The organism is Acidaminobacter sp. (assembly GCF_030247605.1).
In the GTDB taxonomy this organism is placed as follows: domain Bacteria; phylum Bacillota; class Clostridia; order Peptostreptococcales; family Acidaminobacteraceae; genus Acidaminobacter.
Map to the genome: position 1 here is coordinate 280,243 of NZ_JAOTSB010000002.1, position 18,593 is coordinate 298,835.

An 18,593-nucleotide genomic window follows, 5' to 3' on the forward strand; every position below is an offset into this window, starting at 1 on the left:
GCAAACATAATACCACATCTCCCCCCCAGTCGCAAGGTTATGGACCAATAAAAAGGATGCGCTTTAAAGCGCACCCCCATTGGTTTAATCATTTTGATGGCGTGTAACGCACCAGCGACTTGCCCTCCCTCACAAAGAGGTTGGTCCTGATCGCTATGTCCTGTTTCTTATCCTCACTCATTCTGCCGTCACTGGTAATGACCATATAGACAGGATTATTCTCGACAAACTGCAGCAAGTCCTCCGGATCATTCTTAAGCGCATCAGCATCTATTGCGATCTTATCGACTTTCAAATAACCCAATCTATAATACTTCTCAAAGGAGTCCACGACAATGACAAAACGCCCTAAAGCATCGCGATAATTGTCGTAAAGATATTTTGAAAAATCAATGGACCGGTCATCAGAAAATGAGATCATCATGGCATCTTTATGCCGGCTGAGCCAGCTCAAAGAGCGTTTAAGATCCAGCTGCGTCAGACCGCCGCTCATTTTTGCATCCAGGAACGATTTCTTGCTGGCATCCTTAAGAGGCTGTTCCAGAAGTGAGGAAAACTGTCCGAGGTTATCCATAGCGACGATTTCTCCATCCTCAGTCCATGAATAATCAAGCGCTAACACGCGATCTCCTGCCTCATAAGCCATGTCCAGCGCTTCCTTTGTATTGGTCCCTTCAACGCCGTTTACCGGTGGACCGCCCACAAAGACCACTTCCTGGCCGATGGTTTCAACACCGCCCTTATTTTCAGATCCGTCAGACTTAGCCAAATGACCAAAGTAGGTTGTCGCGTCCGCGAGAAGGTTATTGTCCAGAATATACTTGGATGCCTCAAATTCCTCCTTGACCTTATTGTACTGCAAATAGCAAAGATTGATGTCAACCGGCTCCCCGGTTTGACGGTTCCACGCCCTCGAGTTATTGAAGATGTAATCCCTGGACATTTCGAAGACATAGTCTTCGCTGATAAAGGAACCATAAGCAGTATAAGCCTGGAATGCCGCAATGCCCCCGGTTGTATTCACGAGATCCTGGCCAAAAATCAGATAGTTGTCATTAGGGATCCCCATGAGGTTCATGATTGTAGGCAGAAAATCGACTTGCGTGCCAATGTTGCTCACCGTTTCACTGACGCCTGATTCCGGCGTATGGATAATCAGCGGAATATGAAGCATTTCGTCAAACTCATAAGGCTTTCCAAGATAATCATCCAAAATTGTCTTGGACTCCAGATCTGTTATAACCAGGCCGTGGTGATCGCCATAGAGCGCAATGACAGAATTCTCGTACATGCCGGCTTCTTTTAGCATCTCAAAGAAATAAGCCAGCGCATTATCTGTATAGCGCACAGATTGAAGATAATCTCCAAAAAGAGTGCCCTGGTGCTCAGGCTTCAGCGTAATTTCCTGAAGATCAGCAGGCAGCTGATAAGGATGATGGTTGCTGAGAGTGATAAAAAATCCGTAAAAAGGCTGCTGATAAGTCTTTAAAAGTTCGACGGACTGCTCATAAAACTCAAAATCATTCAAGCCGAAGCCAAGTGGTTCAGTAATGGTAAAGTCCTTCTCACTGTAAAACCTCTCGAAGCCCTGGCCTGGATATGCGAGATCCCTTCCCCAAAAATCACCTTTGTACCCATGAAACGCAAGCGCGGTATAACCCTGATCCCTGAGCTGCCATGGCAAACCTCTGAAGGTGTTTTCCTGATAGAGCGCGTAAGATTGTCCATAAACAGTTGGATAAATGGCGTTGTTGGTCGCGAACTCAGCATCTGAAGTATTTCCCATGCCAAGCTGTTGGTAATAATTATCAAAATAGAGCGTATCATTTCCAATTAACGAATTTAAAAAAGGCGTTAATGCCTGCCCCTCATAGTCTCTATTGACTACAAAATTTTGGAAGGACTCAATCTGGATGACGATTAAGTTCCTGCCTTCCCCTATCCCCCAGTGCTTTTGTGCCTTCAGGGCTTCAAGATCTTGATAGATCGCGTTTTTTTGCCCGACCATGCTCAAAATCTCCAGTTGGTCCGTCTGCAAATTCATCACTTTTCCACTGACACTGGTGACCAAATCCTCGACATGAAAAGTAAAAAACTCTCTGGCACCAATATTTTCTGTATAAGCAATCCTGAGCTGCGGCACCGAAAACAGAACACCCATGACTGCAGGCAATATCACGAGCAGCCGCCAGCGAATCGAAAAGCGTTCCCCTTGTTTGTGGAGTAAGGCTGTTAATAGAACCCAGAGCGGTATATCTATCAAAGCTATAAAATGCTTTGGTGATAAAATGGCCAGTATACTGTCACCAATATCTCCAATCACTCCAACATTCTGGAGGATCTTGACAGTGGCTCTGGCGTTGAATTGTTTAAAGTAGACAACATCAACCAAAAATATGACCGATACGACGCTATAGATCACTACAAAGCTCCATGCCCCTTTATGTTTTCCCGCCTTTTCCAGGGCGAAAAATATCCATAAGGTCATCATCACAGTCAGAATGACGGTCAGCAGACTGCCTTCTGACATCTGGATCATCTCATAATAAAAGTGCCATTTAAGGCTCATCAGAGCGACGAGCGCAATCAGCAAAAATAATATCTTCTTCAAACCCTTCACCAGATCCTTTCTTCACTTGATGATTATATTACAAACACCCCCCTACATTCCATAGGGTACCGTTTTTTAATATTTAAATTGTTCAAAATTAACCCTTGAACTCAGTGTATACTCTGTGCTATTATAAGTCTTGCAGGTCATGATTTATACCTGATTGCGCCCGAGTGATGGAACGGCAGACATAGCTGACTCAAAATCAGCCGCCGCGAGGCGTGGCGGTTCGAATCCGCCTTCGGGCACCAAAAGAATAAAGCCCCTGAAGCAGATGCTTCAGGGGCTTTATTCTTTTGGTCATTAAAGTGTCACTGCACTCACATTCCGGCTAGAGCTTATGATGGCTGTTATAGTTGGCTAAACCAATCTCTGATAGAAAAACCGCATCTTCCACTTTATCACCCAGATAAGTCCATATGTTGACATGACCCTCCGGAGTCTCAAGCTGACCCTCCGTCACGCCTTCAAGCTTTGGCACCGAAAATCTGAACACCAGCCTTATATAGTCCGGATCGTTGAAAAGAGTCACAAAGATCGCATTGTCCTTGTCCACAAAATCGACGCGGTCTTCAAAAAAGACGGGATCGAAACCTGTTCCTATTATTCGGTAGATTACCTTGATCAAATTAAAACCATGTCCGTTAAACCTGTACCGATACCCTTTCATTTTCGTAGACCTCCTTCAGGCTTTTTAATCACTGATTGTATTCATCATTAAAACTCCGCAAAAATCTCAGCAATACTCCAGTACGCTTCCAGAACCAATCTCCGTTAAAGGAAGCGTCTGCATCAATCTGCATTTTGAGGCGAGATCTGTGCAATGACTGGCATGAAGCTGTTTCAGATCAAGTGATTCAAAAAATCTCATAGTGCCCTCCAGCTGCTCTGTAGTTGGCTTCTGAAGATGCAGTCCGCCCACCACATCAATGACTTTTCTCGTTTCATTCAGAGTCATGGCATGCTCGACAATATTGACAATTCCGCTGTGGGAACAACCTGATATTATGACAAGTCCGTCTTTTCCCAAATAGGATAATCCTGTGTCATCCAAAATATAATCCTTTTCCCAGCTTTGCCCGCGACGTGTTTGTCCAATGGCGAGTTTGCCTTCAAACTCATTTTTTCTTGGAATTTCACCCAGATACATCAGACCGCCCCCCAAACTGACGGCTGTCTTCGTCAGAACAACGTCGAAAACATCCTTGTAATCCTCAATATTAAAATTGACGCCATAGACCTCACCGTCCAGGCCTTTTTCATAAAAGGCCTCCGGATGAGCGATCAGCCTGACGCGGTCCGGCCTGCGCCTATTCAGCCGCAAATGCTCAGCCAGCGCCGGGAGTCCCCAGGTATGATCACTATGGCCATGTGACAACACTAAAGTATCCAATTCAGAAATTTCAAGCCTCAGTCGTCTCGCGTTCTCCAGAAACACATCCGAATAGCCTGTATCAAACATCAGCTTAGTGTCGCCAGACTCGATCCATGCTGAGAAGGCAGGCTCAGCAAGAAAATACTGATCCACCAGGGTCTGATTGTCGACGAGCAATGTAATCCTCAAGTGGCATCCTCTCCAAACTCAAACTTTTTCACTTGTGAAATATCATACCCAATTGAAGCCCGCAAAATTCAAAAAAACTGACGAGTTTGCCTGACTGCTCAGTCATTTTCAAAAAACAACGAGACACCTCTCAAGGATGTCTCGTCCGGTTCTGAAATTGTTTGCCTGTTCAGGTTGGGATTGTCTATCAGGAATTGGCATCCGTCAAAGTCACTTCGAGCTCCAGTGTGTTGCCGCCACGTACGACTCTGACGGTCACCCTATCTCCAACCTTATGCTGCGCCAGAAGCTCCGAGAGCTGCGTCATGGTCTCAATCCTCGTGTCATCCACGGAAATGATGACGTCTTCAGCCGCGATCCCGGCAGATTCAGCGCCTGAGCTTTCAATAACGCCCCGCACATAAATCCCGACTGGAATGTCATAAGCCTTCGACGTTTCAGCGTTGATTTCCATTCCATAAATGCCCAGATAAGGTCTTGATACAAATCCCTTGGAAGCCAGTTCGTTGACAATTGGTACCGCCGAGTTGCTTGGGATGGCAAACCCAATGCCCTCAACTTCAGTGTTCGCGATTTTGATCGTGTTGATTCCTATGACTTCTCCCCTGGAATTGACCAGTGCGCCGCCGCTGTTTCCGGGATTAATGGCGGCATCTGTCTGAATGAGTTTAAGTGAATTTTTATCCTTGATCTCTCTGTCAACCGCGCTGATTACCCCCACAGTGACAGTGCTGTTATAACCGAGCGGGTTGCCTATGGCAATCGCAACTTCACCGACTTTAAGATTATCAGAGTCCCCAAACTTGGCCGCTTTGACTGTGCTGAGAACCTCAGCCGGAATGTCCGCCGCAGGAATTCTGATGATCGCCAAATCCGTGGATTTATCCTTGCCAATAATCTCAGCCTTGAAATACTGGTCCGGCTTCAGTTGAACCATGACCTCTTTTGCATCCGAGACCACGTGCTCATTGGTCAAAATGTCCACGGAATCAGCCGTCACAGCAAAGATGACGCCTGAGCCCGAAGATTGCGCTGTGCGCTCCGTGTTGAAGAAATCCGTGTAGGTTACCGTGCTTGTAATACTGATAACACTTGGACCAACCGCCTCGACAATGCCCGCGATATCCGCGCTGTCTCCCGCGCTCGCTGCAATTGTACTTTCAGTCGCAGGCTGTGTGGTCAGGACAGGCGTTTGCGTCTCGTCCGGCATAATATAATTCTTGAAAAACATGGCTCCCGCACCTGCGGAAAAGCCGCCGACGACCGCCATGATCAGTATGATGACCAGCAGTTTTGCAAAGCTGTTTGACTTTGTTTCTGCCGATGGTCGTTTATTGTTCTGCGTTTCAGGTTCAGAAGACGTTGGTTGAAATTCCTGTTGATCCATACTATCACCTTCCTGTTTGATAAAATATTGCTTTGACGCTGCTTATACCACTAGTAATCTTATTGATAGCTCAAGTTTAGACAAAATTTGTGAAGATTTTATGAACAGTTTCTAAAAAAATATTTTCAAAACGATTAATTTTTCTATATTTCGCCGGGTGCAAACGCTATATTTGCCAGCTCACAAACGGGAGTGTCAGCTGAAAAACGACACCCAGCTCCGGTGTGCTGAAGACTTCAATGCGTTCCTCATGAACTTTAATGATTTCACGAACGATAGCCAGTCCCAACCCGGAGGAATCTCTGTGCTCGCTCCTTGCCCGGTCGAGTTTTGAGAAGCGCTGCCAAATTTCATTCAGTTCTTCAGGCAATAAAAAGACACCGGTATTTCTTATGCTGACCAGGACCTTATGTTCCTGGAATTCTGTTTTTATTTCCAAGGACCCGTTAACGTCCACAAACTTGACTGCGTTATCAATTAAGTTTTGAAACACGCTTTGGATCCCGGCGTAATCCGCATAGGTCTGGCAGCCAGACTCCATAAATTCTATATTGACATGAAGCTTTTTACTTTCAATTCTTCCTTCGAATTTATCAAGTTCATTGAGAATTAAAGCATGCAGATCAAAATAGGTTCGTTCCAATTCCAAATGCCCACTCTGCATTTTTGACAAGTCCAATATATCGTTAACCAGCTTTGTCAATCGTTCACTCTCATTTAAAACAATGGTGAGATATTTTTCTTGTTTGTCAGGCTCTGAATTGCCCTCCAGCAATATTTTGGTGTAACCAATAATGGACTGCAGCGGAGAGCGCAGATCATGACTCAGGTTCGAAATGAAATTTTGTTTCGTATGCTCCAGTTTCATTAGAGCTTCCGCCATGGTGTTCAAACTAAGTGCAAGTTCACCAATCTCATCCTGCCGTTTACTTTGAATGCGCTTGTCAAAATTACCGCTGGTCACATGTCTGGCAATTTCGTTTAAGTCATTAATTTCTCTGCTCATAGCTCTGGAAAAAGTAAACAGCATGACTAGCGCCACAATGGCACTTAATCCGAGACCCATGGCAACCGCAGTATTAACATCTTGCGCAGTCATGCTGATTTCCGGGATGGATGCCATTAGAAACAAAACATATTCAACTTCAAAATTTATAAAAATTGGATATCCAATCAACAGGTATTGATCCTGTCCAAACTGACTGAGCTGAGTGCGCTTTGTGATGACGTCTCCGGAATACATCATTTCCAGGTCATAGCTGCTGATTTCAGCTTCCTCAATAAGATCCGTCACGTTGGCATCTGACATGAACACGCGGCCTTGACGGTCTACCAGCAGTACTTGAGCGCCCAGGTAATTTTCAAGTGACTGCACTTCAATTTCCAGTCTCTGCACATCCAGGATGCCGCTCGAGGCAGCATCAGAATAAATCTGCTGAAAGGTCATGGCTTTGTCCAGCAAAATTTCCTGCTTCTGACTGATCATCAGATTGTTGATGGCAATATTGACACCAATAACAATAAAAGCAAAAGAAATCAAAAGTATAAGAACATAGAGCATGGACAGTCGATAATATATGGTCCTCAAAAAATCACCACCTGATCAGATTGAAAACTTATACCCCACGCCCCAAACGGTTTTGATCTCCCAGGCTTCATGCTCAGGCAGTTTTTCTCTGAGACGTTTGATATGGACATCCACGGTTCGACTCTCACCAACATAGTCAAAGCCCCAAACCCTGTCCAGAAGCTGCTCTCTCGTAAAAACCTGATTTGGATGAGAAGCGAGAAGATAAAGCAGCTCCAGTTCCTTAGGCGGCATAACGACCGGCTTGCCTTTGCAGGTAACCGTAAAACGTCCCAAATCAATAATCAGATCAGGAAGCTCCAAAATTTTGCTGTCTTCTGAGTTTCCGCTGTATCGACGAAACACCGCTTTAATTCTGGCCATCAATTCGGTAGGGTCAACCGGCTTGACGAGATAATCATCAGCGCCAAGTTCAAGTCCCGTGACTTTGTCAACGGTCTCTCCTTTGGCGGAGAGCATTATAATTGGCGCGTTGCTGAGCTTTCTCAGTTCCGCGAGCAATTCAAAGCCATTAAGTTGAGGCATCATAATATCCAGGAGCACCACATCCGGCATTTCCATTTTAAAGAGTTGAATTGCCTTTGTGCTGTCAATAATGGGGATGACGTGATAACGCTCTTGTTCAAGATAAATCTTCATCAAATTCAAGATATTGGGGTCATCATCAACCACCATAATTTTTTTCTTCATGAAGCTCCCCCGCCCATCAGTTACTTTTGCTGACAATCAGTTCATTTCAATAGTATACATACCTCAATTTGGCTTTCATAATCCTGTTCATATGATAGAATAGAATGGAATATGGCGCTCCGGAGTGGCAAATGACGGGCATTGATCATTCTTAACCCGTCCCGAAACAGATCCAACCGCAGCAGCTGTCGAGGAGTGGTAATATGGATTTCAAACAATTGGAAAGCTTCGTTATGATCGCAAAATTAAAGAGTTTCTCCAGAGCGGCGGAAAAACTGTATTTGACGCAGCCCACCATCAGCAATCACATTCATTTGCTTGAAAAGGAGTTAGGTACTGTATTGTTTAACAGAACCAACAAACAGATCTCTCTGACCCAGGCCGGCGAAATTTTTTATGAGCACGCCATCAGCATCCTCAACAAAAAGGAGCATGCTTTTTTTTCATTGGAAGAATACAAAGGCAAAATTGAAGGGATTCTCGAAATCGCTTCAAGTTCAATTCCTGAGCAGTACTATCTGGCTGACGCGCTCAGGCGCTTCAGTCTGATTTACCCGGATGTCAGATACAATCTAATGAAACATGACACGTCACAAGTCATCGAAAAAATTCTCTCTGGAGAAATTGATTTTGGGATCGTCGGTGCAAAACCGGAATCCGCGCAGCTCGACTGCATAGAAATCATGGAGGACGAAATTGTTTTGGCAGGGCCTACTGACGGTGTTGATGCCATCAAGACTGAACTCATTCCGGATATGCCTCTGATTCTTCGAGAGCAAGGCTCAGGGACACGTTCAGCTGCCATGAGATTTCTAAAAGAGCACGCAGGACTCGATCCCGAGACGCTTAAAATCATTGCAGAAGTTGAAAGCAATGAGACAATTAAGCGCATGGTGGAGTTGGGGATGGGGTATAGCTTCTTCTCGCTTCAATCTATTCAAAAGGAACTCTCAGAACGGCGTCTAAAATTGATCCCTTACAAAGATGCGAAAATCAGCCGCTCGTTCTATTTCGTCTTCCACAAGAAACGAGTACTTTCTCCACTGTCTGATACTTTTAAGAGCTTTATAAACGAAGATAAGAAAAATAAACCTTTTTGAAGGTCTGTGTTGTGTAGAAATGTGACCATCGGCAAAAAGGCATTGAAGTTTTTGTTGCTTAATATAAAACAGGCGTCCACAGAAGTGACACAGTGTCACGTTCAATGGTCCGCCTGTTTTTTTAACGGTTCAGGAAGGCCATATAGCCTTTTGCGGCCATATAAAGGTCTGCTTTGCTGATCACTTCATACGGGGCATGCATGCTTAGTACAGGAACACCGCAGTCTATGACTTCTGCGCCTTTGTTGGCCAGGATGTAGGCAATCGTGCCTCCGCCGCCCTGGTCGACTTTTCCCAGCTCGCCGACCTGCCAGCAGACCTTGTTGGCTTCAAAAAGACGCGCCACTTTGTCAAAAAATTCGCCATTGGCATCACTGCTGCCGGATTTGCCGCGCACGCCGGTATATTTCATAATTTCGAGGCCCCTGCCCATCATGCCGGAATTTCGCTTATCATAAGCGTCTGAGTAATTCGGATCATAACCTGCACTGACATCAGCGGAGAGCACTTCCGTCTTCGCCAGGGCGCGTCTCAGCATCAGGTCGTGATAGTGACCGGCCTGAAGGAGCATCAGCTCCGCCACAGTCGTTTCAAAAAACGCGGACTCGGCGCCTGTATTGCCCATGCTGCCCACTTCTTCTTTATCAGTGAAATAAGCAATTGCGGTTTTCTCCGGATTCTGGATGCCCAAAATGGCCTCGAGACTGGCGAAGGCGCACACGCGGTCATCATGTCCGTAGGAGGAGATCATCCCACGGTCAAGGCCAACATCCCTGGCTGCGCCAGCCGGGACAATTTCGAGCTCCGCTGTCACCAGCTCGCGCTCGGTGATCCCGTAGCGCGCCTCGAGCAGCTTCAACAGATGCAGCTTCACTTTGTCCTTGAGGGTCTCTTCAGAGACGGATCCTTCGGATTCAGAATCACCTTTTGGCAGCGGCACACTGCCGGCAAGCACGTTGAGGCCCTCACCCGTGATGGCTTCTCCCAGCGGCTTTGTGACCTGATCTTTGGCAAGGTGCGGCAGAAGATCCGTGATAAAGAGAACAGGATCATTTGCGTCTTCGCCAATTCGAATTTCCACCAACTCGCCGTTTTCTTTTCTGGCCGTGCCATGCAGGGCGAGCGGAATTGAAGTCCATTGATATTTTTTGACGCCGCCGTAATAGTGAGTTTTCAAAAATGCCATGTCTGACTCTTCGTAAAGGGGCACCGGCTTCAGATCCAGTCGCGGCGCATCTATGTGGCTGCCTACAATGTGCATGCCTTCCTCAAGAGGCGCTTTCCCGACCACGATCATGACAAGGGCTTTGCCGCGATTGACGCGATAGAGCTTGTCGCCGGCCACCGGGCTGAACCCCTCAGGCAGCGCGTCCATATTGAGGTACCCTTGGCTTTCTGCGATGCGTTTGATCTCAGCAGCACAAAGACGTTCCGTTTTACTCAAAGTGATAAAGGATTTGTAGCGTTCTCCCATTTCAAAGACTGCGGCAGTTTCTATTTCATCCAGCTGATCCCATACTATGGGGAAGCTGTGAGTCAAACGATCTTTTATACTTGCTTTGCGATCCGTACTCACATTTGTCGTTGACATAATGACACCTCTCTAAATGGTTTAGTCCTTAACGTACGACTAATTCAAGTTCTCCTTGAGTTTTTGACCAGTGCTTGACTTCTGATTCTCAACCGGATTCCCATCCTCATCCACATACCGGACTTCAATGTTGTCCAGCTGGCGTTTGAAGTTCTCGCGAAACGCCTCAAGGTACTCTTCTCTAAGAAGCCTTTGTTCAATTTTTTCTGATTCAGTCAATGAACCATTTTTTGCTTTGTTCGCTAAAATATTGATTCTGTCCAGTTTTTCTTTGGATAACATAGTATCAACTCCGTTTAGTTTTAAATCCGCTGCCGGAAGTCTTTGTGTTGGCAGCTTGGCGCGCTGCGCCCTTAGTGTTATTGCGGGAAGGTCCCTTTGCAGAGCTTTTGTCAGTTCTGACCGGTTTGTCACTTTTGACCGGTTTGTCACTTTTGACCGGTTTGTCATTTTTGACTGATTTGTCATTTTTGACTGATTTCTCATTTTTGACTGATTTGTCATTTTCAGCAGGTCTGCCCTTGCCTCGGAAACTTTTGCCACTTCCGGTTCCAGGCTTTTGATCAGGTACTTTTGAACCGTCTCGCGGCTTGATCAGGCAGTTGGGACCAAAGCCTATGAGATCCGTACGACCCGCCTGGATAAGCGCCTTATAAACCAGCTCGTAATTCTGCGGCCTTCCAAATTGAAGCAGAGCACGCTGCATTTTCTTTTCTTCTTTGCTCTTCGGCACATAGACCGGGGTCATGTCACGAGGATCCAGCTCTGTATAAAACATGGTGGTCGAAAGCGTTCCCGGTGTCGGATAGAAATCCTGAACCTGCTCAGGCTGATAACCTATCTTCTTGAGATAGACGGCCAGCTCGATAGCGCTGTGCAGTGTGCTTCCGGGGTGCGAGCTCATCAGATACGGCACCAGATATTGCTCCAGTCCGCACTGCTTGCTGAGCTCAAAGAAACGGTCCACAAATTTGCCATAGATCTTGCCGGCAGGCTTTTGCATTTTATCCAGCACTTCAGTGGCCACATGCTCCGGGGCAACCTTGAGCTGCCCGCTGACGTGATGCTGAACCAGCTCCTTGAAGAAGGCTTGGTTTGGATCTGCCATCAGATAATCATATCTCAGTCCGGAGCGCAAGAAGACTTTTTTGACGCCCTCTACCTGACGCAGCTTGCCTAACAGCAGTCTCAGATCTTCATGGTCGATCTCAAGGTCCTTGCAGGGCGCAGGATACAGACACTGCTTATGCTTGCACGTACCCAGCCTGAGCTGCTTCTTGCAGGACGGCGCTCTGAAATTTGCCGTTGGTCCGCCAACGTCATGAATATAGCCCTTGAAGTCGCGATCCTGAACAATCCGCTTCGCCTCTTCGAGAATGGACTCGTGGGACCGGCTCTGAACAATGCGCCCCTGATGGTAGGTCAAGGCGCAGAACGAACAGGAACCGAAGCAGCCACGCTCCGAGATAATTGAGAATTTGACTTCTTCAATGCCCGGAACCCCACCCAGACTCTGATAGGCAGGGTGAATTTCACGTTTATAATCCAACGCATAAACCTGGTCAAGCTCACCGCGGTTCAGCGGCATGGCCGGAGGATTCTGAACGAGCCATCTGGTGCCGTGGGCCTGCATCAGCGCCTTCCCGCGAATGGGATCCTGCTCGTCATATTGAATCATGAAGGCTTTTGCGTAGGTTCTCTTATCTGCCGTCACGTCTTCAAACGAAGGAATTTCCACCGCTTCATAGACCTCATCACGGGACGCGGCAACGTAACAGGTGCCGGGGATATGCCTGATATATTTGGGCTCGAAGCCTTGATTCATCAAATTTGCTATTTCGACAATCTGATGCTCACCCATGCCGTACACCAACAGGTCCGCTTCAGAATCCACCAGAATGGATCTCCGAACTTTGTCGTCCCAATAATCATAGTGGGCAAAACGCCTCAGACTCGCTTCAATGCCACCAATGATAATGGGCATTTTGGAAAATGTTTCTCTGATTTTTTGCGTGTACACAAGGGTTGCGCGATCCGGTCTCAAATCCATCTTTCCGCCCGGCGAATAGGCATCTTTTTCTCTTCGCCGCTTGCTGACGGAATAGTGATTGACCATGGAGTCAATGTTGCCGGCCGTCACCAAAAACCCCAGCCGCGGGCGTCCAAAGGTCTTGAAAGCCTCTGTGGTTTTCCAGTTGGGCTGAGACAGAATCCCAACTTTAAATCCCGCATCCATCAGCACGCGCCCAATGACCGCCGCGCCAAAAGTAGGATGATCGATATAGGCATCACCAGTGACAAGTACAAAGTCCACGCGCTCCCAGCCGAGCGCTTTGAGATCCTCTTGATTGACGGGCATAAATCCCTGATTTGACATACATAACTCCTTATAAGTGTGGATGAGCTTAAGTGCTTGACGCCTTACTCTCAAATGATGCTTACAGCACCTGTGATTTCATTAACCCCGGCTTGCTCCCGGACATTTCATGGTACATGGCTTCAATCTCATTAAAGATGATCCCGAGCCCGGCCTCAATTTCCTTTTCATCTATGGCCGCTATGCTGAGCCTGAAGGATGAGCTCTTCAGCTGCAGATGATAAAAAGTGCTCCCTGACAAAACAGCCACACCTTTCTTGTTCAGCCGCCACATCAATTCATCCGCATTGAGGGCTGCATCCATGGTGATCCAGTAATTATACCCGCCTTGCGGCAGATGATAGTGGACCCATGGCACTTCGTGAGACTTCAGATAACGCGAGATGACTGCATGACGCTTGTCATAGATGCGCTTCATGAGGACGATCTGCCTGTCCCAAAGACCCTTTCGAATATATAGATCGAAAGCGCGCTGCAGCAGTCCAGAAGTGGATATGTCCGTAGCGTGCTTGGCGAGGGCTATTTCGTCCTGGAGCGCTTCAGGAACGACCATGTAGCCCAGTCGCAGCCCCGGCATCAGCACTTTGGAAAAGCTTTTGACGTATATTATTCTATCATAGGGATCATAGGCGCTCAGTGGCGATACCAGCGCATCACCGGTATTCAAATCCGCGGCATAGTCGTCTTCAAGAATCCACGCTCCGCAGGATTTGGCGATCTCGATCAAGCCTCGCTTTTTCTCGACGCTGTAGCAATATCCCGTTGGATTTTGAAAGTTGGGCATGACATAAATGAGTTTGGGCTTCAACTTTTTGGCCTGTTGACTCAGGGCCTCCAGATCAATGCCGTCCTCCAGGATGGGGATTTCCACGATCAGAGCGCCTTTTAGCTTGAAACTGGCAAGGGCGCCGGTATAAGTTGGGGCTTCGACGAACACATAATCCCCGTAGTCCAGAACAGATTTCGCCACCAGGTCAATCCCCTGCTGAGCGCCTGAAATGATCTGAATCTGGTCTGGGTCAAGGGCGACCTTAGAGCCGCCGAACATGGCGGACAGAGACTGTCTAAACGGAAAAAAGCCCTGGCTCTCATGATAGCCAAAGGCGTAGCCCTTATCCCGTTCCAGCACTTCGTCAATGACGATTTTGAAATCCTTAACCGGAAAGAGATCCGCTGTAGGGGATGATACCGAAAAATCATAAGGCACAATGCGATGACGTTCCTCCATGTCCCTTTCATTTTCAAGTTCATCCTCAACAGGCGCGACATAGGTGCCGCTCCCGATTTTCTTATAGACCAGTGCATCCTCTTCCAGGAGTTTGTAAGCATTGACTACGGTGACGTTGTTGACGCCGAGTATAGCGGACAATTTGCGAATAGGCGGAAGCTTTTCATGAGGCTTGATGGAATTGTTGAAGATCAGGGTCCGCAAATGCTTATACACCTGAATGTATAAGTGCTCCTGATCCTGCTTATCAATGGTTATTCCATAATAAGGCTGCATGTACTACCTCCTTGCCGCACTCACTTTTGTCTTGAATTCGCAAAAAAAATCTTCATTCAAAAAATGAAGATGTCTCCAGAGTGCCGTCAAGGATGAAATTCAGCACCACACTCCACCTAAGTGGGTGTACTGTTCCCGAGTTCTGGCGTCCGGTCTGGCCGGCTTGTCATCTCTCAGAAAACACGTGCTCCCTATAATATGCCAGTGGTTGAATTTTATCCGTAATAACGCACACCCCAGAGTACTGATTACATTATAATACAAGTTAGCAATAATATCAAATCCTGAATGGATCCTCAGTTCGAAGCTGAGTCAAAAGCCGCTCGAAATCTTCCGGAAGCGGTGCTTCAAAGCAGTGGTGCTCGCCCGTTCTAGGCAGCCTAAAACAGAGCTTGAAGGCGTGGAGCGCCTGTCGGTCAATCAGGTCCGACCCCTCATGGTAAAGCGTGTCTCCCAACAGCGGATGTCCCAGGTGATTGAAATGCACTCGGATCTGGTGCGTCCTGCCTGTTTCGAGACGCACTTCCACCAGCGTTGCGTTGCCAAAACGCTCCCTGACCCAGAAATGGGTGGTGGACGGCTGACCATCGGCCATCACCATGCGCTCGACTTGGTCTTCATCCGGTCGGCCTATAGGTGCGTCAATGGTGCCCTCCTCAGCCTCGACCCGGCCGTGGACCAGCGCCAGATAGCGCTTTTCCACCTCATCCCGCTTCATCTGCTCCGTCACCACGTGCTGCGCGTACGGGTTCTTGGCGATCAGCAGCAGCCCGGAAGTGTCCCGATCCAGACGGTTGATGAACCTGATCTTGGGGTTGATGCCCTTTTTCTTGAAGTGCATGGCAAGGCCGTTGCCTATAGTCCCGGAAGGATAACTCTTAGTCGGGTGCACCACGACGAAAGGCTGCTTATTGATCAGAACCAGATCATCATTTTCATACACCACTTCAATGGGAATTGCCTCAGGCTCGAAATAGTTTTCCTCAACCTCCATCTGATAGGTGATCAGATCTCCGGTCCTGACAAACCCATTGACCGACACAGGACGCCCATTCAGGAGCACATCCTTTCGATTCTTTCCGCTCCTCACCTGACGGACAGACAAATCCATCCACTGTACCATCACATCTATGATCTTCATTCCGGATTGGGCTTCCTCAATCCGGAAGTCCAGCCTGTCATGTCCCAGCTGTTCAAACATGTTTCTGACGCCGCCTTCCCAAATTCTTCAACTTAAATGCCAAACGCGAGAACCATAAAGGCGTTTGTCTTGGATTCCTGGACGACAATATAGCGTCCGAATTTTTCATCACAGTATTCGTAAAAGGCCATGGTGACCTCCAGGGCATCCCCAAAATCCAGAACGCTGACTTGGACGCGCTTCCATCCCGATTTTTCCAGGTAGGCTGCAGCCTCAGGGGTCAAGAGTTCAGCTGGCACTGAGCCAAAGATATTGCCGTGAAGGGTCAGGTATTCCGTCCAGAACGCATTGTGGGCTGCCTCAGCACCAGCCTCGGAGAGCTGTCTTGCCCGGGTTTCCACGAAGTGATCCAGATAGTCGCCGTCATAGACATTTTCAACCGTCACCGGTTTCATTAAAAATGAGACTTCATTGATGAGTTCATGCTTATATTTTAATCTCAAAGCTTCATCACGACGCTTCGCGTAGTCGATTTCATCTTGAACGGACAGCTCAATATCATCACAAATCAAGCGGATTCTATTGATGGCTTCTACAACATTCTCAGCCTCACCGCGGGTCAGCGCCCTGTCCAGATCAATGAGCATATTATTGAGTTGATTGGTCTTCAGGTGCATTTGAGGTCACCTCCGTGTACTATTAACCTTTACATTATATCAAAAAAGCGTACGACTGCAATGTTAAGGCAATAAATGACGGAAGTGTGTGATATCGACAAGCGCCTGTCAGCTCCGACTTCCATCCATTTTTGCAAAACAAAAGGAAGATGAATCAGGCAGCGAACTATAAACTGCACCCTTTCATCTTCCTTTAACTTGTTGGATCAGAAATTCCAATTAATACCCAAGTATAGAATAACCACAATCCACGTGCAGGACTTCGCCCGTTACACCGCTGCCCAAACTGCTCAGCAGGAACACGGCTGCGCCGCCAATCTCTTCCGTGGTCACCATTCGTCTCATTGGCGCACGATCTACAAAGTTGGCAGACAAATTGCTGAAGCCGCTGATGCCCTTCGCTGCAAGGGTTTTCACCGGTCCGGCGGAGATAGCGTTGATTCTGAAGCCAAGAGGCCCAAGATCGTGAGCCAGATAGCGAACGCTCATTTCCAATGCAGCCTTCGCGACACCCATGACATTATAGTTTTTGACGACGCGCTCGCCTCCGAGGTAGCTGAGCGTCACAATAGAGCCGCCCTCTTCCAGTATTGGAAGGGCATGCTTGGTCACGGCGACCAGCGAAAAGGCACTGATGTCCTGAGCCATGCTGTAACCCGATCTCGAGGTATTGTAATAATCTCCGTCCAGTTCATTTTTATCTGCGTGGGCGATGCTATGTACCACACCAAAAATCTTGCCTTCTTTTTCTGCGATTTCGCCGAATGCCTGTTCAATGCTGGTATCCTGTGTCACGTCACATTCGATCATGCGAACACCGGTAATGCCCTCTTCCTCGACTAATTTTTCAAGCCCTCTGAGGCTTTTTTCCCCGTAATAAGTAAAAATGAGCTGCGCGCCTGACTCGATCAGTTTTCTGCTGATGCCCCACGCAATGCTCCATTTATTAGCCACACCCATTACCAGAATCTTTTTCTGATTCAATAAGCTCATGGTAACCTCCATTTATAATTAGTTATTAGTATCTGATCACAATCTTTTACCATTATAAAGGATTGAAAGGGTAAAATCAAGTCCTGTTATCCCTTTGACAATCTATACCCACACCGCCGCCTGCGCCTCATTTCAACCTTTTCCTTTTAACGGCCCTCATAGATGTTGTGGAGTGCTTCCTCAAAATGGGTATTAGTTGTAATGATTCGGAGGTGATATCGGTGAACTCTATTATCTTGTCCAAGCTAAGTCTGATCGCGCTGGGGCTTTTCTTCCTGTTTCTTTTCTATACCCAAATGATTCCGCTGCTTTTTGTGCTGCTCCCATTTTGGCTGGGTTATTTGCTGTCTCGGCCGTTATGCAGAATCGTGGATCGCGTCAAATCCGGTCTTCGTCTGCCGGATTCGCTGATCACCCTGGTACTGATGGCTCTTCTTATCGGTTTAGGCGGCTTTCTAATTTTCAGACTCGGCATCATTCTCGTGCTCTCAATTAAAGAATTGCTGCCGATGGTTCCCGGATGGATCGAAAGTCTCACAAGCTACAACGAGCGTGTCTTGAATGTCATAGAAAAAGTTTTCCTCAACCTTCCTGAAGAGTCCGCCGGTTTTCTGACCACCGCCTGGTCCGGTTTTATAGGCGCCCTCGCTTCAGTGCTCTCAGAGGCAGCAACATCCTCTTTCAGCATGCTCAAATCGCTTCCGCGCCTTGTCGTCTCACTCCTCGTCATCATAATCTCCACTTTCTTTTTTACAGTCGACAGAAAGCGCATTGAAAAGCTGTTCAGACCGTGGATTCAAAAGTATATCAGCGACAACCAGTATATTCAAACCTTTAAACAGGACGTTCTCAAAGTTGTCGCAGGATACTTCAAAGCGCAGCTGACTTTAATGACCATTACGTTTGCCGTCTCCCTGGCAGGCTTATTGATTCTGAGGGTGCCGAATGCGCTTCCAATAGCCGTTGGCATAGGTCTGGTGGATGTGGTGCCGGCGCTGGGGCCAGCGGCGGTATATGTGCCTTGGGCGCTCTCCAAGCTCATCCTGTCTGATGTCACAATGGCAGTCAAACTGCTGGCTCTTTATGCCATTGTCACGGTCACCAGACAAATGCTCGAACCTAAAATTGTGGGGCATCATATAGGCATTCATCCTTTAATTACGCTGTTTTCACTTTATATAGGCATCCGTTTCCTTGGATTTTCCGGTTTGATCCTTGGCCCTCTCACTGCCATCACAGTAGTCGCATATTACAAAAAGTTCTCAAAAGGACAAATTCACGAACATTAAATCGTTATACTCGTTTATCATGCGTGCTAAACTGGCCGTTTTATGATTTTTTTTTGTTTTCATTGGCATTTTTATCGAAAT

General features: G+C 47.3%; 15 protein-coding genes, 1 tRNA gene and 1 other RNA gene. 3 read left to right on the plus strand and 14 right to left on the minus strand.

Annotated features, from left to right (window positions below):
* Window positions 1-88 precede the first annotated feature (88 nt).
* Window positions 89-2,611: a sulfatase-like hydrolase/transferase gene (locus OEL90_RS01325; protein WP_291400594.1), complete on the minus strand. Its 2,523-nt coding sequence runs from the start codon at window positions 2,609-2,611 to the stop codon at window positions 89-91.
* Between the two features lie 167 nt (window positions 2,612-2,778).
* Between OEL90_RS01325 and OEL90_RS01330 the strand changes: the two genes are divergently transcribed.
* Window positions 2,779-2,862 (plus strand) — tRNA-Leu (locus tag OEL90_RS01330).
* An 80-nt stretch (window positions 2,863-2,942) separates the two neighbouring features.
* Here the strand turns inward: OEL90_RS01330 and OEL90_RS01335 are convergent.
* The 5 genes from OEL90_RS01335 to OEL90_RS01355 form a co-directional block, all read right to left on the minus strand.
* The gene (locus tag OEL90_RS01335) at window positions 2,943-3,281 is read right to left on the minus strand and encodes a hypothetical protein (RefSeq protein WP_291400595.1); all 339 of its coding nucleotides are present in this window, start codon (window positions 3,279-3,281) and stop codon (window positions 2,943-2,945) included.
* A 66-nt stretch (window positions 3,282-3,347) separates the two neighbouring features.
* The gene (locus tag OEL90_RS01340; protein ID WP_291400597.1) at window positions 3,348-4,175 is read right to left on the minus strand and encodes an MBL fold metallo-hydrolase; all 828 of its coding nucleotides are present in this window, start codon (window positions 4,173-4,175) and stop codon (window positions 3,348-3,350) included.
* A 187-nt stretch (window positions 4,176-4,362) separates the two neighbouring features.
* Window positions 4,363-5,562 (minus strand): S1C family serine protease, encoded by a 1,200-nt coding sequence (locus OEL90_RS01345; protein ID WP_291400599.1) that lies wholly within the window; start codon window positions 5,560-5,562, stop codon window positions 4,363-4,365.
* 166 nt (window positions 5,563-5,728) lie between these two features.
* Window positions 5,729-7,150: a sensor histidine kinase gene (locus OEL90_RS01350; RefSeq protein WP_291400601.1), complete on the minus strand. Its 1,422-nt coding sequence runs from the start codon at window positions 7,148-7,150 to the stop codon at window positions 5,729-5,731.
* Between the two features lie 15 nt (window positions 7,151-7,165).
* A complete protein-coding gene (locus OEL90_RS01355) occupies window positions 7,166-7,840 on the minus strand; it encodes a response regulator transcription factor (RefSeq protein ID WP_291400603.1) in 675 nt (224 codons plus the stop codon).
* Between the two features lie 203 nt (window positions 7,841-8,043).
* Here OEL90_RS01355 and OEL90_RS01360 point away from each other — a divergent pair, with 203 nt between their 5' ends.
* A complete protein-coding gene (locus OEL90_RS01360) occupies window positions 8,044-8,940 on the plus strand; it encodes a selenium metabolism-associated LysR family transcriptional regulator (RefSeq protein WP_291400605.1) in 897 nt (298 codons plus the stop codon).
* A 121-nt stretch (window positions 8,941-9,061) separates the two neighbouring features.
* Here OEL90_RS01360 and OEL90_RS01365 read toward each other — a convergent pair whose 3' ends face one another.
* The 8 genes from OEL90_RS01365 to OEL90_RS01400 form a co-directional block, all read right to left on the minus strand.
* Window positions 9,062-10,531 carry an aminopeptidase gene (locus tag OEL90_RS01365; protein WP_291400607.1) on the minus strand — a complete coding sequence of 490 codons (1,470 nt, stop codon included), beginning with the start codon at window positions 10,529-10,531 and terminating at the stop codon, window positions 9,062-9,064.
* Window positions 10,532-10,570: 39 nt separating this feature from the next.
* Entirely contained in the window at window positions 10,571-10,813 is a 243-nt protein-coding gene (locus tag OEL90_RS01370) for a DUF896 domain-containing protein (protein ID WP_291400610.1), read from the minus strand.
* Window positions 10,814-10,817: 4 nt separating this feature from the next.
* Entirely contained in the window at window positions 10,818-12,908 is a 2,091-nt protein-coding gene (locus OEL90_RS01375; RefSeq protein WP_291400612.1) for a YgiQ family radical SAM protein, read from the minus strand.
* 61 nt (window positions 12,909-12,969) lie between these two features.
* On the minus strand, window positions 12,970-14,412 hold the full coding sequence (locus OEL90_RS01380) for a PLP-dependent aminotransferase family protein (protein ID WP_291400614.1): 1,443 nt from the start codon (window positions 14,410-14,412) through the stop codon (window positions 12,970-12,972).
* A gap of 68 nt (window positions 14,413-14,480) precedes the next feature.
* Window positions 14,481-14,658: non-coding RNA, 6S RNA (ssrS, locus tag OEL90_RS01385), on the minus strand.
* A 31-nt stretch (window positions 14,659-14,689) separates the two neighbouring features.
* Window positions 14,690-15,613 (minus strand): RluA family pseudouridine synthase, encoded by a 924-nt coding sequence (locus OEL90_RS01390; protein WP_291400616.1) that lies wholly within the window; start codon window positions 15,611-15,613, stop codon window positions 14,690-14,692.
* A gap of 32 nt (window positions 15,614-15,645) precedes the next feature.
* Window positions 15,646-16,230 carry a hypothetical protein gene (locus OEL90_RS01395; RefSeq protein WP_291400618.1) on the minus strand — a complete coding sequence of 195 codons (585 nt, stop codon included), beginning with the start codon at window positions 16,228-16,230 and terminating at the stop codon, window positions 15,646-15,648.
* 219 nt (window positions 16,231-16,449) lie between these two features.
* The gene (locus OEL90_RS01400) at window positions 16,450-17,223 is read right to left on the minus strand and encodes an enoyl-ACP reductase FabI (protein WP_291400620.1); all 774 of its coding nucleotides are present in this window, start codon (window positions 17,221-17,223) and stop codon (window positions 16,450-16,452) included.
* 221 nt (window positions 17,224-17,444) lie between these two features.
* Here OEL90_RS01400 and ytvI point away from each other — a divergent pair, with 221 nt between their 5' ends.
* Window positions 17,445-18,512 (plus strand): sporulation integral membrane protein YtvI, encoded by a 1,068-nt coding sequence (gene ytvI / locus OEL90_RS01405; RefSeq protein WP_291400622.1) that lies wholly within the window; start codon window positions 17,445-17,447, stop codon window positions 18,510-18,512.
* Window positions 18,513-18,593 lie beyond the last annotated feature (81 nt).